Below are 14,224 nucleotides of genomic sequence, written 5' to 3' on the forward strand. Positions count from 1 at the left end.
GAAAACGGATGCGCCAGTATACCTTGCCGGTGCGGCTTCAGGCTTCTATCGCGCCGCCGGCCAGCGCGCACAGCTGGATCGGGTCGAGGATATGAACTTCCTTGCCCTCGGCCTTGATCAGGCCGTTCTGCTGGAAGCGGGTAAACACCCGGGACACGGTTTCCACCGCCAGGCCCAGATAGTTGCCGATTTCGTTGCGCGACATGCTTAGGCGGAACTGGTTGGCCGAATAGCCCCGGGCGCGGAAACGGGCGGACAGGTTGACCAGGAAGGTGGCGATGCGTTCGTCAGCGGTCTTTTTCGACAGCAGCAGCATCATCTGCTGGTCGTCGCGAATCTCCCGGCTCATGACCCGCATCAACTGGCGACGCAACTGGGGCAGCTGGACCGACAGCTCATCCAGCCGCTCGAAGGGGATCTCGCAGACCGAGGTGGTTTCCTGGGCTTGGGCCGACACCGGGTAGGTCTCGGTGTCCATCCCCGACAGCCCGACCAGTTCGCTCGGCAGATGGAAGCCGGTGATTTGCTCTTCGCCACCATCACTGAGGCTGAACGTTTTCAGGGCGCCGGAACGTACGGCGTAGACCGAGCCGAAATTGTCACCCTGGCGGAACAGGAACTCACCCTTTTTCAGGGGACGGCCACGCTTGACGATTTCATCCAGTGCATCCATGTCCTCCAGATTGAGTGACAGGGGCAGGCACAGGGGGGCCAGGCTGCAGTCCTTGCAATGGGCCTGGTTGTGTGGGCGCAGTTTGACTGGCTCGGACATTTCTATCGATCCTTGTGGGAAAGCACACATAAGCTGTAAGGGTAACTCACAGCATAGGCAGTAGGCCAGCGTGCGCTATTTTGGTGCGACCTGGCCGGGGCTCTGGCGGGAGTACGCCAAGGCCTGTTAACTGTCCATAGTGTGCCTGACAAGGCGTTCTGTCCATGCGGTTGATCGACTCGGTTTGTTTATATCACCCGAGAGAAGCGTTGCTGGTTGTGCATGGCCAAATAGGCGTCGAACACCATGCACACCGAACGTACCAGGAGTCGCCCGGCAGGCAGTACCCGAATACCCTTTGCATCCAGGCTGATCAGACCATCACGCTGCATGGCCTGCAATTGTGGCCATTGGTCCTTGAAGTAACCTCGAAAGTCGATGGTGAAAGCTTGCTCGATGCTGTCGAAGTCCAGCTCGAAATGGCAGATCAATTGCTGGATCACCGCGCGCCGCAGGCGGTCATCCGGGTTGCACAGCAGCCCGCGCTGGGTGGCCAGCTGGGCGCTGGAAAGGGTGTCTTGGTAGGTGGCCAGGTCGCTGCTGTTCTGGCAGTAGAGATCGCCGATCTGGCTGATGGCCGATACGCCCAGGCCAATCAGGTCGCAGTGGCCGTGGGTGGTATAGCCCTGGAAGTTGCGTTGCAGGGTGCCCTCTTCTTGGGCGATCGCCAGCTCGTCATCGGGCAAGGCGAAGTGGTCCATGCCGATGTAACGATAGCCGGCGCACGTCAATTGCTCGATGGTGCCCTGGAGCATTTCCAGCTTGGCCGAAGGCGTTGGCAGCTCAGCGCTGTCGATGCGTCGCTGGGGCATGAAGCGCTCGGGCAGGTGGGCATAGTTGAATACCGAAAGGCGGTCCGGCTGCAGGCGGATCACTTCCTCGACGGTGCGGGCGAAGCCTTCCGGGGTCTGGCGGGGCAGGCCATAGATCAGATCGAGGTTGACCGAGCGGAACTGCAAGGTGCGTGCGGCCTCGATCAAGGTGCGGGTCTGCTCCAGGCTTTGCAGGCGGTTGATCGCGCGCTGCACGGCCGGGTCGAGATCCTGCACGCCCAGGCTGACGCGGTTGAAGCCCAGCTCGCGCAAAAGGCCCATGGTCGACCAGTCGGCTTCGCGTGGGTCGATCTCGATACCGTAGTCGCCGGAGTCGTCGTCCAGTAGGTGGAAGTGCTGGCGCAGGGTGGCCATCAATTGGCGCAGTTCGACATGGCTGAGGAAGGTGGGTGTGCCTCCACCGAAATGCAATTGCTCGACCCGCTGCTTGGCATCCAGATGGCAGGCGATCAGCTGGATCTCTTGCTCCAGACGTTGCAAGTAAGGCTGGGCTCTGGCGCGATCCTTGGTGATGACCTTGTTGCAGGCGCAGTAGTAGCAGATGTTGGCGCAGAACGGCACGTGTACGTACAGCGACAGTGGGCGGACCGCGCGACGGCTCTCGCGCAGGGCGTGGAGCAGGTCGAACGAACCCACTTCGCCGTGCAGTTGCATGGCGGTCGGATAAGAGGTGTAGCGTGGGCCGGCCAGATCGTAGCGGCGGATCAGGTCGCAGTCCCAGCGTAGGTCGTCGAGCATGGTGGTCCCCGGAGAGAGCGGCAGTGTCCGGAGTCTAGGGCGGCCCGCTGGGGCTCGTCTTGATTTGCATCAACGGGGTCTGGATGGGAGCGCGTAGCTGGGGCTGAGGCGCTGTCAGTGTCCCATCAACCAGTGCTGGTGCGGCCCTGGCAGGGTCCACAGGCCGAACAGGACCACCAGCAGTCCCCCGGCCATGCGTACGCCGCGCCGCCGCAGCACCGCGCCGATGCGTTCGGCAGCCAGCCCCGTAGCCACCAGCACCGGCCAGGTCCCGATGCCGAACGCCAGCATCAAGGCCGCGCTATGAGCGGCATTGCCCTGGCTGGCAGCCCATAGCAGTGTGCTGTACACCAAGCCGCACGGCAGCCAGCCCCACAGGGCTCCGAGCAGCAGCGCCCGGGGCAGGCTGGAGACTGGCAGCAGGCGAGTGGCCAGGGGCTGGATGTGGCGCCACAAGCCGCGCCCCAGTGCTTCGATGCGGGTCAGGCCGCTCCACCACCCCGCCAGGTACAGGCCCATGGCGATCAACAGCAGTGCAGCGACCACGCGCAGGCCTTGGGCCAGTGGGCTGCTGGCCAGTGCCACGCCGGCCAGGCCGAGCAACAGGCCTGCGGTGGCATAGCTCAGTACGCGCCCTAAGTTATAGGCCAGCAGCAGGTGCAGGCGACGGCTGCGTTGCTCAGGAGGGATGGCCAGCGTCAGGGCGCCCATCAGGCCGCCGCACATGCCCAGGCAGTGCCCACCGCCGAGCAAGCCCAGGACCAGTGCCGAGCCGAGCAGGGGAAGCAGGTCAGGCACGGGTGGGCGGATCCTTGTCGTCTGGCTGGTTTTCGTCGGGTTTGACAGCGGCCTGGTGGCGTGGGTCCTGATCGTCGAACAGGATGCTGTGGGCAGGGCTGTCGAGGTCGTCGTATTGGCCGCTGTCCACTGCCCAGAAAAAGATGTAGACGGCCACGCCGACGATCAGCAGAGCCGCGGGGATCATGACGTAGAGGGCGGGCATAGCGGTTTCCTTTCGGTCGCGGGCGTCTGGCTCGCAAGCAGGCTCGCGCCTGTCGGCCGGGTCAGGCGCAGGGCATTGAGCACCACGATCAGCGAACTGACCGACATGCCGATGGCTGCCCAGACCGGGGTGATCCAGCCGAGGGCGGCGAACGGCAACATGAGGCCATTATACAAGGTCGCCCAGAGCAGGTTCTCGATGATATTGCGGCGAGTGCGTCGGGCCAGGTCGAAGGCTTGCACCAGAGCGTCCAGACGGTTGGACAACAGCACTGCGTCGGCGCAGGTCTTGGCAAGATCAGTGGCCGAACCCATGGCGATGCTTATGTCGGCGGCGGCCAGCACCGGCACGTCGTTGACCCCGTCTCCCAGCATCAGCACCTTGCGACCCTCGGCCTGCAGCGCCTTGAGGCGTTCCAGTTTGTCGTCCGGGCGCAGGCCGCCAATGGCCTGGTCAATGCCCAGTTGTGTGGCGACTTCAGCGACCATTGGCGAGTTGTCGCCCGATAGCAGCAGGGTGTGCCAGCCACGGGCTTTGCAGGCGGCCAGCAGGGCAGGTGCGTCATCACGCAGCCGATCATCCAGGCCGAACCAGGCCAGCGGACCTTGGCGATCACCCAGCAGCAACCATTGGCCACGCGCCTCTGGTACTGGCGGGATCTGGGCGCCACTCAACGCGCAAACGAACGTGGCCTGGCCGATGCGCAGTTGCTGCCCGTCGAAGCGCCCCTCCAGCCCCAGCCCGGGCACGGTCTGCACATCTTCGGCTGGCTCGGCGGTACGACCGAAGGCGCGAGCGATGGGGTGCTCGGAGCGGTTCTCCAAGGCGGCGGCCAGCGCCAGGCAACGATCGACAGGCAGCGCCCCCAAGGGGAGGATGCTGCGTAGCGCCAAGCGACCCTCGGTGAGGGTGCCGGTCTTGTCGAAGATTACCGTATCGACCTGGTTCAGCCCTTCCAACACATGGCCTCGCGTCACCAGCAGGCCCAGTTTGTGCAGGGTGCCGGTGGCGGCGGTGAGGGCGGTCGGAGTGGCCAGGGACAGCGCGCAGGGACAGGTCGCTACCAACATGGCCAGGACGATCCAGAAGGCTCGCGTCGCATCGAGTTGCCACCACAGCAGGCCAATGGCTGCGCTGGCCACCAGCGTGAACAGCAGGAACCATTGAGAGGCGCGGTCGGCGATCTCGGCCAGGCGCGGTTTTTCCGACTGGGCCCGCTCCAGCAGGCGCACGATGGCTGAGAGGCGCGAGTCCTGGCCAATGGCTTCGACCGCCACGGTCAACGTGCTCTCGACATTCAAGGTGCCGCCGGTGACCCGGTCACCGACCTGCCGTGCCAGAGGCAGATATTCACCGGTGAGCAGCGATTCGTCCACGCTGGAGCGGCCATCGACAATACGCCCGTCGGCGGGGATCACCGAGCCAGGCAGCACCTGGACCCGATCACCCTGGTTGAGCTCGCCGAGCAGGATGCGCTCAGCGTTTCCGACGCTGTCCAGGCGCAGGCAGGAGGCGGGGAGCAGGTTGACCAGTTGGGCGGTGGCCGCTGCTGTGCGCTCCCGCGCACGGCGTTCTAGATAACGGCCGGTGAGCAGGAACAGCGCGAACATACCGACGGTGTCGAAGTACAGCTCGCCGCTGCCGGTGATGGCAGTCCAGATGCCGGCGACATAAGCCAGGGCAATGGCCAGAGACACCGAGACGTCCATGGTCAGGTGGCGTGTGCGCACGTCGCGGGCGGCACCTTTGAAGAACGGTGCGCAGCTGTAGAACACGATTGGGGTAGTCAGAAACAGCGCGACCCAACGCAGGATAGTGTGCAGTTCCGGGCTCAGGTCGATGTTGAATTCCGGCCAGGTGGCCATGGTCGCCATCATCGCCTGGAACCACAGCAGGCCTGCCACGCCCAGGCGGCGCAGCGCACTGCGGTTCTCCTGGGCCAGGCGTTCGGCGGCTTGGTCCGGTTGATAGGGGTGGGCCGCGTAACCGATCTGGCGCAGTTCGGCCAGCAGCTGGGAAAGGGGCAATTGGCGGTCGTCCCAGGTCACCAGCAAGCGGTGATTGGACAGGTTCAGTCGTGCTTCGGCGACGCCGGCCACATTACGCAGATGCTTTTCGATCAGCCAGCCGCAGGCGGCGCAACTGATGCCTTCGATCATCAGTGTGGCTTCGGACAGCTCGTCTTGGTGACGTACGAACGCCTGCTGCACATCGGCGCGATCGTAGAGCGCCAGTTCGTCCTGCAATTGCCGAGGCAGGGCTTCGGGGTTAGCGCTGGTGTCGCTGCGATGCTGATAGTAGTGCTCCAGGCCACCTGCGACGATGGACGCAGCCACTGCCTGGCAGCCCGGGCAGCAGAACTGACGCGGCTCGCCAAGGACTACCGCGGTGAAACGACTGCCGGCGGGGATGGGGAGGGCGCAGTGGTAGCAGGGGGTGGGTTGGGTCATGTGATGTCTTCTGGCTGCAGCGCAACCCTGTGGGGCGGGTTCACCGCGTAATGGCGCCGGACTGCCTGTCTCATCGCCAGGTCGGGCGCCATCGTGCGGTAAACCTGCTCTAACGGGGAATCGTTTACTCTTGGTGCTCGGCGCCCTGCAGGGCCTCGTCGCCCAGCGCCAGGGTCACGCCATGGGCAACTTTCTCCTCCTCGAACAGACGCCAGACGTGACCGTCTTCGCTGCCCAGCAGTTCGACGAAGCGCCGGCCTTCGACCCGGTCGTCGAGCTGGCCGAGGTAACGACCGGGTTCGCTGCGGGCTAGCTGTACCTTGCGGTCCTTGTCTGGCTGGGTGGGCGAGATCAGATTCAGCTCCAGCGTCTGAGGGGCGCTGTTGCCGGTCAGGCGTACATCGACTTCGCCGGTCAGTTCGTCCAGGTGCACACTGGCCTTGAGGTTGAGGGTCTGGGCCAGCAGTTCACGATCCAGGGAGCGATTGATGCCTTTGCCGGCCTCGTAGTAGTTGTCGTTCACCAAGTTGTCGGGGTTGTGCACGGCGATGCTGACCATGGTCAGGCTCAGGCATACCGAGGTGGCCAGGATACCGATGATGATCCACGGCCAAAGGTGTTTGTACCAGGGGCTGTCGGCGGTTGCGGCAGGCATTGTCGAATTCTCTCTCAGCGTATTTGCGGGCCGATGAAGCGGCTCTTGGCTTCAACCTGGGTGGCGCTTTGATCAGCGTCCTTGAGGATGAAGGTGATTTCGTTGGTGGTCGAGGGCAATTGCTCGGGCGCGACCGACAACTGCACTGGCAGGCTGACGATATCGCCGGCAGCGACGCGGATCTCGCGATGGCCTTCGAGCTGCAGGCCCGGCAGGCCGGTGGCGTCGAGCACGTAGACGTGGTCGCGCTGGTCCTTGTTCATGACCTTGAGGCTGTATACGTTCTCGATCCGTCCTTGGGCGTTTTCGCGATACAGCACTCGGTCCTTGCTGACATCGAAGCCCACCAGCGAGCGGGTGGCGAAGGCGGTGGCAAGCAGACCGATCATCACCAGTAGCACCACGGCGTAGCCGATCAGGCGTGGACGCAGCATGTGGGTCTTCTGCCCGGACAGGTTGTGCTCGGTGGTGTAGCTGATCAGCCCTTTGGGATAGTCCATTTTCTCCATGATGTTGTCGCAGGCGTCGATGCAGGCCGCGCAGCCGATGCACTCGATCTGCAGACCGTCGCGGATGTCGATGCCAGTGGGGCAGACCTGCACGCACATGGTGCAGTCGATGCAGTCGCCCAGGCCTTTGGCCTTGTAGTCGATGTCTTTCTTGCGCGGGCCTCGGGTCTCGCCGCGGCGTGGGTCATAGGAGACGATCAGGGTGTCTTTGTCGAACATTACGCTCTGGAAGCGGGCGTAAGGGCACATGTACACGCACACCTGCTCACGCAGCCAGCCGGCATTGCCGTAGGTGGCGAGGGTGAAGAACGCGACCCAGAAATAGGCCCAGCCATCGGCTTGGCCGGTAAAGAACTCGGTGACCAGTTCGCGAATGGGCGAGAAGTAGCCGACGAAGGTCATGCCAGTGACGAAGCCGATCAGCAGCCACAGACTGTGCTTGGCGGCCTTGCGCAAAAACTTGTTGGTGCTCATTGGCGCCTTGTCGAGTTTCATGCGCTGGTTGCGGTCACCCTCGGTGACCTTCTCGCACCACATGAAAATCCAGGTCCAGACGCTCTGCGGACAGGTATAACCGCACCACACACGCCCGGCGAACACCGTGATGAAGAACAAGCCGAAGGCCGCCACGATCAACAGGCCCGAGAGCAGGATGAAGTCCTGCGGCCAGATGGTGGCGCCGAAGATGTAGAACTTACGCTCGGGCAGGTTCCACCACACCGCCTGATGCTCGCCCCAGTTCAGCCACACCGTGCCGAAGTAGAGCAGGAACAGGATGGCCCCGCCGACCATGCGCAGCCTGCGGAACACGCCGGTGAAGGCGCGGGTGTAGATTTTTTCCCGTGAGGCGTAGAGGTCGACGGATTCCTTGCCTTTCTTGGCGGGCGGGGTGACGTCATGTACCGGAATTTGCTTGCTCATCATCATGTCCCACGGCAGTGGAAAAACGCTGCGGCCAGTGCATGCCGACCGCGTTTGTGACCCATCAGGTGTCCGTGCATGATACGCCCGTCATGGCACCTGGAGTGTGGCTGCGGCGTTAAGTCGCATTGGGTTGCATTTGATTATCGTGTATTGGGGCTCGCCTTGACGCAGGTCAATTGACAAGGCGTGCCCGCCGCAGGCAAGTGTCTATGCCCGATACAGCCTCAGGTGCCTCAGTGTTTCGGCCTGGGTCCAGTCATTGTTCCTCACGCGTTTGATGGCCAACCCTTGGGCATCGTCGTCCAGTTCGGCCAGCAGGTAGGTGCGCTGGGAGGCCGAACCACTCAGGAAGACCGGGACCGCGCCATATTGCCGGTTGGAGCGATGCCAGCCTCCGGCTTCGGTGTGATAGTGGCCACCGAACACCGCGTTGACCTGGAAGTGGTTGATCATGTCCCTGAAATGCATCAGGTCCTCCTCGGTGCCGTCCCAATCGTCTGGCTGATGCAGGTTGAGCAGGACGATCTGGCCGTTCTCATAGGCTTCTTTCAACTGCCCCTCCAGCCAGCCCAGTGCGTCATTGATCCTGAACTTATCGCGGGGCTCGAAAGGCCATGCCCAGCCACTGTCGAAATCCACACGGTAGGTGGGCTCGTTGTTCAGCTGGATCAGGCGAACCCTGCCGAAACTGATGCTGTATGCCAGGCTGCCGCTGTAGCTGGTCAGCCTGTAGCTGCTCGAGGTCGCGACATCCATCGTGTCCACCACATCTCGGTGGTGATTGAGCAGATCCATCACGCTGTCCCGGGGCCCGCCGTTGTTGAATGAGCCTCCGAATTCATCGGTGATGTTGTTCTTGTAATCATGATTGCCCAGGCCAAAGTAGTAGTTCTTGTGCAGGTGGCGCTCGATGATCGGGTAGAGGACTTTGCGTTGCCAGCCGTGCCCGTATGCTGTCATGTCGCCATTGATCATCACCGGGACGCCCGTGCCACCCAAGCTGTTGCGGTAGCTCGCAATGCTGGCGTACTGCTCGTTGATCAGGGCTTTCGATTCTTTGTTGCGTTCAGCGTCGCTTTCATATTCGCCATAGTCGGAAGCGGGCGTCCATGGGTACTGTGGATCGGATGCGAACACGAACGCTCTGGGTGTCGGGCGGTTGCCATAGCGGCCAGGCTGTTTTGGGGGTAGGGCTACGGGATAGGTGGGGTAGGCCATTTCTTAAATCCTCTGGGTAAGTCAGGCTCGATGCCTGTCCACCAGAGAATTTCCTAGTGTCCTGTCCTTCGGAATCCGGTAGCGATTCCTCCTATCAATCCTGCCAGCCCAGAAAAAACGGCCCCGGTGGTGATCGCCGGGGCCGCTTGCTGTGGTTACTCTGCTTTCTGCTGCGCAGCGTCTTGATGCGACAGGCTGTAGACATAGGCCGCCAGCAGGTGGACCTTGTCGTTGCCCTGCATCTGCGCCTGAGCCGGCATCTGGCCTTGACGACCGTAGCGGATGGTCTGTTGCAGCTGAGCGAAGCTCGAGCCGTAGATGAACGCCTGCGGGTGGGTCAGGTTAGGCGCGCCCATCGCTGGAGTGCCTTTGCCTTCGGGGCCATGACAGGCCACGCAGTTAGCGGCGAAGAGCTTCTGGCCATTGGCCGGATCGGCTTTGGCGCCTTCGGGCAGTGTGCGGCCGTCAAGATTGGTCAGGACGAAGGCTGCGACATCGGCCACGCCTTGCTCGCCCAGCACTTCGGCCCAGGCCGGCATGACGCCGTGACGACCATTCATGATGGTGGTCTTGATGGTCTCCGGTTCGCCGCCCCAACGCCAGTCGTTGTCGGTCAGGTTGGGGAAGCCGTAGGCGCCCTTGGCATCGGAGCCGTGGCACACCGAGCAGTTGGAGGCGAACAGGCGACCTCCCATCTTCAGCGCCTGCGGATCCTTGGCGACTTCCTCGACCGGCATGGCGGCGAATTTGGCGAAGATCGGCCCGAAGCGGGCATCGGCCTTGGCCATTTCCTTTTCCCATTCGTGCACGCCGGTCCAGCCGGCCTGGCCGTTGGAGAACTCGGTCTGCTTTTCGGTATCCAGGTACTGGTAGCCAGGCAGGACGCCTTTCCAGTTACCCAGGCCTGGGTACAGCACCAGATAGCCCAAGGCGAACACGATGGTGCCGACGAACAGCCAGAACCACCACTTGGGCAGCGGGTTGTCGTATTCCTCGATACCGTCAAAGGCATGGCCGACGGTCTCGTCGGTGATTTCCTCGCGCTGGCCCTTGCGGGTGGAGAGCAACAGCCAGGTCAGGGAAAAGATGGTGCCCAGGGTCAGGACGGTGACGTACAGACTCCAGAAGGTTGTCATTGTTCTTTGCTCCTAGAAGCTTTCGCTTGCGCTTGCTCGACGTGCCGGCTGGCTTCGGGATCATCGGCGAACGGCAACTGGGTTGCCTCGTCGAACTCTTTCTTGCGCCGTGGGTTGAACACCCACAGCGCCAGGCCTACGAAGGCGATCATCACCACGACGGTGCCCAGGCCACGAATCATCCCGATGTCCATCAGTGTCACCGCTTGCTCTTGATGATGGTGCCGAGGCCTTGCAGGTACGCCACGAGGGCGTCCATCTCGGTCTTGCCCTTGACCGCGTCGCGGGCGCCGGCAATGTCCTCGTCGGTGTAGGGCACGCCCAGGGTGCGCAGGACTTCCATTTTCTTCGGCGTGTCCTTGCCATCGAGCTTGTTTTCCACCAGCCAGGGGTAGGAGGGCATCTTCGACTCGGGCACGACGTTGCGCGGGTTGTACAGGTGCGCGCGGTGCCAGTCATCGGAGTAGCGACCGCCCACACGCGCCAGGTCCGGGCCGGTGCGCTTGGAGCCCCACAGGAACGGATGATCCCAGACACTCTCGCCGGCCACCGAGTAATGGCCGTAGCGCTCGGTCTCGGCGCGGAACGGACGGATCATCTGCGAGTGGCAGCCGACGCAGCCTTCTCGCCGGCCACCGAGTAATGGCCGTAGCGCTCGGTCTCGGCGCGGAACGGACGGATCATCTGCGAGTGGCAGCCGACGCAGCCTTCGCGGATGTAGATGTCGCGACCCTCAAGCTCCAGCGCGGTACGCGGCTTCATGCCTTCGACGGGCTTGTTGGTGACGTCCTGGAAGAACAGCGGGACGATCTGGGTCAGGCCGCCGATGCTGACGGCGATGACCATGAAGAAGGCCAATAGGCCGATATTCTTCTCGACTGCTTCGTGCTTCATCAGTGAGCTCCCACGACGACGATCTTGGCGGCTTCCTCAGCCTCGGCCGGCTTCGCGGCGCGGACAGTGCGGTAGACGTTGTAGGCCATCAGCAGCATGCCGGAGGCGAAGAACGCACCGCCCAGGGCGCGGACGATATAACCCGGATGGCTGGCCTGGAGGGCTTCGACGAAGGAATAGGTGAGGGTGCCGTCGTCGTTGATGGCGCGCCACATCAGGCCCTGGGTGATGCCGTTGACCCACATCGAGGCGATGTACAGCACGGTACCGATGGTCGCCAGCCAGAAGTGGGCGTTTATCAGGCCGACGCTGTGCATCTGCTGGCGACCGTAGAGGCGCGGGATCATGTGATACACGGCACCGATGGAGATCATCGCGACCCAACCGAGGGCGCCGGCGTGGACGTGGCCGATGGTCCAGTCGGTGTAGTGCGACAGCGAGTTGACGGTCTTGATGGCCATCATCGGGCCTTCGAAGGTGGACATGCCATAGAAGGCCAGCGAGACCACCAGGAACCGCAAGATCGGGTCGGTGCGCAGTTTGTGCCACGCACCGGAGAGGGTCATCATGCCGTTGATCATGCCGCCCCAGCTCGGGGCCAGGAGGATGATCGACATCACCATGCCCAGCGACTGCGCCCAGTCAGGCAGCGCGGTGTAGTGCAGATGGTGCGGGCCTGCCCAGATGTACAGGGTGATCAGTGCCCAGAAGTGGACGATCGACAGGCGATAGGAGTAGATCGGACGCTCGGCCTGCTTGGGCACGAAGTAGTACATCATCCCCAGGAAGCCCGTGGTCAGGAAGAAGCCCACAGCGTTGTGCCCGTACCACCACTGGATCATTGCATCGGTGGCGCCGGAGTAGGCCGAGTACGACTTGAACAGGCTGACCGGCAAGGACATGTGGTTGACGATGTGCAGCATCGCCGTGACAACGATGAACGCACCGTAGAACCAGTTGCCGACATAGATGTGCTTGGTCTTGCGCTTGACGATGGTGCCGAAGAACACCAGGCCGTAGGTGACCCAGACGATGGCCAGCAGAATCGCCAGCGGCCACTCGAGCTCGGCGTATTCCTTGGTGGTGGTGTAGCCCATCGGCAGGGTGATCAGCGCGCCGACGATCACTGCCTGCCAACCCCAGAAGGTGAACGCGGCCATGCTGTCGGAGATCAGCCGAGTCTGGCAGGTGCGCTGCACGACGTAGTAGGAAGTGGCGAACAGCGCGCAACCTCCGAAGGCGAAGATCACCAGGTTGGTGTGCAGCGGGCGAAGGCGGCCGAAGCTCGTCCATGGCAGGTCCAGGTTGAGCTGGGGCCATACCAGTTGCGAGGCAATGAAGACGCCGAGGCCCATGCCAAGGATCCCCCAGACCACCGTCATGATGGCGAACTGGCGGACGACCTTATAGTTATAAGCAGTCGGACTGATTGCAGTGCTCATTCTAAGGTTCCACGGTTTTGGGTGTTCTTGTTGGTCGAAAATCGGCGCCAGTATCGATAACCACCAGGGTTATGGCAACGCAAGGATCATGACGCCGACCCGTGTCCAGGCCCTTTCCACCACCGTCCCGCGGTTTAGGGGCTGGATGATTGTACACAAATAAATGTTTGTAATGTGTACCGTTTTTCGCCTTTTTCTGATCGATCGGTCAAGCTTTTTCTGCAGGGCTCCGGTAAGAAGGGACGTCTACCGAAACCTGTGCGATCGACCCGCAAAAGCCGGTGCGCGGAGTCAGGCCATGCGCCGCGCCATGTGGGTTCGCTATAAGCGAGGCCACTGTGGCAACAAGCTTAGTTCTGTTCAGAGGGGGTGCAAGGAGGGATGAGGCGGGGAGGGCGATGGCGCAGCCCTTGGCGGACGTCGCTTGTCCTGGTGCTTGGGCGGGATATTCGCGGGTGAACCCGCTCCCACAAGGATCGGCGCTGTTCCTGTGGGGGCGGGTTTACCCGCGAAGGGTGTTACTTGGCAGTCACGGTTTCGGACGCGTCATCCTGCGACAGGCTGTACACATAGGCTGCCAGCAGATGCACCTTGTCGTTGCCCTGGATTTCGCGCTGGGCCGGCATCTGGCCCTGACGGCCGTAGCGGATGGTCTGCTGCAGCTGGGCGAAACTCGAGCCGTAGATGAACGCCTGCGGGTGGGTGAGGTTGGGCGCGCCCATCGCCGGGGTGCCCTTGCCCTCAGGACCGTGGCAGGCCACGCAGTTGGCCGCGAAGATCTCCTGACCTTTGACCGGGTCGGCCTTGGCGCCTTCAGGGAGGGTACGGCCATCGAGGTTGGTGAGCACGAAGGCAGCCACGTCGGCCACGCCCTGTTCACCGATCACTTCGGACCAGCCTGGCATCACGCCATGGCGACCGTCCATGATCGACGCCTTGATGGTTTCAGGCTCCCCGCCCCAGCGCCAGTCCTTGTCGGTCAGGTTGGGGAAGCCGTAGGCGCCCTTGGCGTCGGAGCCGTGGCACACCGAGCAGTTGGAGGCGAACAGGCGGCCACCCATCTTCAGGGCTTGCGGATCCTTGGCGACTTCTTCGACCGGCATGGCGGCGAACTTGGCGAAGATCGGCCCGAACTTGGCGTCGGCCTTGTCCATTTCCTTTTGCCATTCATTGACCTGGGTCCAACCATTCTCGTAGCCCGGCAGGATGCCTTTCCAGTTACCCAGACCCGGATAGAGGATGAGGTAGCCCACCGCGAACACCAGGGTGCCGACGAACAGCCAGAACCACCACTTGGGCAGCGGGTTGTCATACTCCTCGATGCCATCGAAGCTGTGGCCCATGGTCTGGTCGGTGGTGTTGTTGCTCTGGCCCTTGCGGGTGCCGAGCAGCAGCCAGGTCAGGCCAATCAGGCTGCCGATGGTCAGTACACTGATGTAGGTACTCCAGAAGGTGGTCATTACCGATTATTCCTCATGGCAGGTTCCTGCCCGGCGGGGGGCAGGCGGTCATCGACGAAGGGCAGCAGGCGCGCTTCGGCGAAATCACGGTCGCGGCGGCGGTTGAAGACCCACAGGCTCAGGCCGATGAAGGCGATCATCACCACCAAGGTGCCCAGGCCGCGGATCATGCCGATATCCAGTGACAGTT

The 14,224-nt window shown here is 62.6% G+C and carries 13 protein-coding genes and 1 pseudogene; all 14 read right to left on the bottom strand.

Going from position 1 to position 14,224, the window contains the following annotated elements; translation table 11 throughout:
- Positions 1 to 37: 37 nt before the first annotated feature.
- The 14 genes and pseudogenes from fnrA to DQ397_RS01860 all read right to left on the bottom strand — a co-directional run bounded on the left by fnrA (position 38) and on the right by DQ397_RS01860 (position 14,222).
- Positions 38 to 772, bottom strand: a complete 735-nt coding sequence (gene fnrA, locus DQ397_RS01790) for a Crp/Fnr family transcriptional regulator FnrA (RefSeq protein WP_070574256.1) — start codon at positions 770 to 772, stop codon at positions 38 to 40.
- Between the two features lie 188 nt (positions 773 to 960).
- Positions 961 to 2,343: an oxygen-independent coproporphyrinogen III oxidase gene (hemN, locus tag DQ397_RS01795; protein WP_043212285.1), complete on the bottom strand. Its 1,383-nt coding sequence runs from the start codon at positions 2,341 to 2,343 to the stop codon at positions 961 to 963.
- Between the two features lie 114 nt (positions 2,344 to 2,457).
- Positions 2,458 to 3,141 carry a sulfite exporter TauE/SafE family protein gene (locus DQ397_RS01800; protein WP_043212288.1) on the bottom strand — a complete coding sequence of 228 codons (684 nt, stop codon included), beginning with the start codon at positions 3,139 to 3,141 and terminating at the stop codon, positions 2,458 to 2,460.
- Positions 3,134 to 3,346: a cbb3-type cytochrome oxidase assembly protein CcoS gene (gene ccoS, locus DQ397_RS01805; RefSeq protein WP_043212290.1), complete on the bottom strand. Its 213-nt coding sequence runs from the start codon at positions 3,344 to 3,346 to the stop codon at positions 3,134 to 3,136. Before ccoS ends, DQ397_RS01800 begins: the two co-directional genes overlap by 8 nt.
- Complete coding sequence (locus tag DQ397_RS01810) at positions 3,325 to 5,796, bottom strand: heavy metal translocating P-type ATPase (RefSeq protein WP_043212292.1); 2,472 nt, start codon at positions 5,794 to 5,796, stop codon at positions 3,325 to 3,327. The genes ccoS and DQ397_RS01810 overlap by 22 nt, the downstream gene beginning before the upstream one ends.
- 124 nt (positions 5,797 to 5,920) lie before the next feature.
- On the bottom strand, positions 5,921 to 6,451 hold the full coding sequence (locus DQ397_RS01815) for a FixH family protein (RefSeq protein WP_043212295.1): 531 nt from the start codon (positions 6,449 to 6,451) through the stop codon (positions 5,921 to 5,923).
- Between the two features lie 14 nt (positions 6,452 to 6,465).
- Positions 6,466 to 7,881 carry a cytochrome c oxidase accessory protein CcoG gene (ccoG, locus tag DQ397_RS01820; protein ID WP_043212297.1) on the bottom strand — a complete coding sequence of 472 codons (1,416 nt, stop codon included), beginning with the start codon at positions 7,879 to 7,881 and terminating at the stop codon, positions 6,466 to 6,468.
- A 210-nt stretch (positions 7,882 to 8,091) separates the two neighbouring features.
- The gene (locus DQ397_RS01825) at positions 8,092 to 9,021 is read right to left on the bottom strand and encodes a metallophosphoesterase (RefSeq protein WP_178113760.1); all 930 of its coding nucleotides are present in this window, start codon (positions 9,019 to 9,021) and stop codon (positions 8,092 to 8,094) included.
- A 236-nt stretch (positions 9,022 to 9,257) separates the two neighbouring features.
- Positions 9,258 to 10,238 carry a cytochrome-c oxidase, cbb3-type subunit III gene (gene ccoP / locus DQ397_RS01830; protein WP_043212299.1) on the bottom strand — a complete coding sequence of 327 codons (981 nt, stop codon included), beginning with the start codon at positions 10,236 to 10,238 and terminating at the stop codon, positions 9,258 to 9,260.
- Positions 10,235 to 10,432: a CcoQ/FixQ family Cbb3-type cytochrome c oxidase assembly chaperone gene (locus DQ397_RS01835; protein ID WP_043212337.1), complete on the bottom strand. Its 198-nt coding sequence runs from the start codon at positions 10,430 to 10,432 to the stop codon at positions 10,235 to 10,237. The genes ccoP (DQ397_RS01830) and DQ397_RS01835 overlap by 4 nt, the downstream gene beginning before the upstream one ends.
- 5 nt (positions 10,433 to 10,437) lie before the next feature.
- A pseudogene (ccoO, locus tag DQ397_RS01840) lies at positions 10,438 to 11,132 on the bottom strand (cytochrome-c oxidase, cbb3-type subunit II).
- Positions 11,132 to 12,574: a cytochrome-c oxidase, cbb3-type subunit I gene (gene ccoN, locus DQ397_RS01845; RefSeq protein ID WP_043212304.1), complete on the bottom strand. Its 1,443-nt coding sequence runs from the start codon at positions 12,572 to 12,574 to the stop codon at positions 11,132 to 11,134. The pseudogene ccoO and the gene ccoN overlap by 1 nt, the downstream one beginning before the upstream one ends.
- A gap of 518 nt (positions 12,575 to 13,092) precedes the next feature.
- The gene (gene ccoP / locus DQ397_RS01855) at positions 13,093 to 14,034 is read right to left on the bottom strand and encodes a cytochrome-c oxidase, cbb3-type subunit III (RefSeq protein WP_043212306.1); all 942 of its coding nucleotides are present in this window, start codon (positions 14,032 to 14,034) and stop codon (positions 13,093 to 13,095) included.
- The gene (locus DQ397_RS01860; RefSeq protein ID WP_043212339.1) at positions 14,034 to 14,222 is read right to left on the bottom strand and encodes a cbb3-type cytochrome c oxidase subunit 3; all 189 of its coding nucleotides are present in this window, start codon (positions 14,220 to 14,222) and stop codon (positions 14,034 to 14,036) included. Before DQ397_RS01860 ends, ccoP (DQ397_RS01855) begins: the two co-directional genes overlap by 1 nt.
- Positions 14,223 to 14,224: the final 2 nt, after the last annotated feature.

The organism is Pseudomonas sp. CK-NBRI-02, from assembly GCF_008124495.1.
GTDB lineage: Bacteria > Pseudomonadota > Gammaproteobacteria > Pseudomonadales > Pseudomonadaceae > Aquipseudomonas > Aquipseudomonas guariconensis.

Bases quoted from the DNA above. Each gene is read 5' to 3' on its own strand.
- ccoG (WP_043212297.1), bottom strand. From the start codon at position 7,881: ATGAGCAAGCAAATTCCGGTACATGACGTCACCCCGCCCGCCAAGAAA.
- ccoP (WP_043212306.1), bottom strand. From the start codon at position 14,034: ATGACCACCTTCTGGAGTACCTACATCAGTGTACTGACCATCGGCAGC.
- DQ397_RS01835 (WP_043212337.1), bottom strand. From the start codon at position 10,432: ATGGACATCGGGATGATTCGTGGCCTGGGCACCGTCGTGGTGATGATC.
- hemN (WP_043212285.1), bottom strand. From the start codon at position 2,343: ATGCTCGACGACCTACGCTGGGACTGCGACCTGATCCGCCGCTACGAT.
- ccoS (WP_043212290.1), bottom strand. From the start codon at position 3,346: ATGCCCGCCCTCTACGTCATGATCCCCGCGGCTCTGCTGATCGTCGGC.
- ccoN (WP_043212304.1), bottom strand. From the start codon at position 12,574: ATGAGCACTGCAATCAGTCCGACTGCTTATAACTATAAGGTCGTCCGC.
- DQ397_RS01815 (WP_043212295.1), bottom strand. From the start codon at position 6,451: ATGCCTGCCGCAACCGCCGACAGCCCCTGGTACAAACACCTTTGGCCG.
- fnrA (WP_070574256.1), bottom strand. From the start codon at position 772: ATGTCCGAGCCAGTCAAACTGCGCCCACACAACCAGGCCCATTGCAAG.
- DQ397_RS01810 (WP_043212292.1), bottom strand. From the start codon at position 5,796: ATGACCCAACCCACCCCCTGCTACCACTGCGCCCTCCCCATCCCCGCC.
- ccoP (WP_043212299.1), bottom strand. From the start codon at position 10,238: ATGACAACCTTCTGGAGTCTGTACGTCACCGTCCTGACCCTGGGCACC.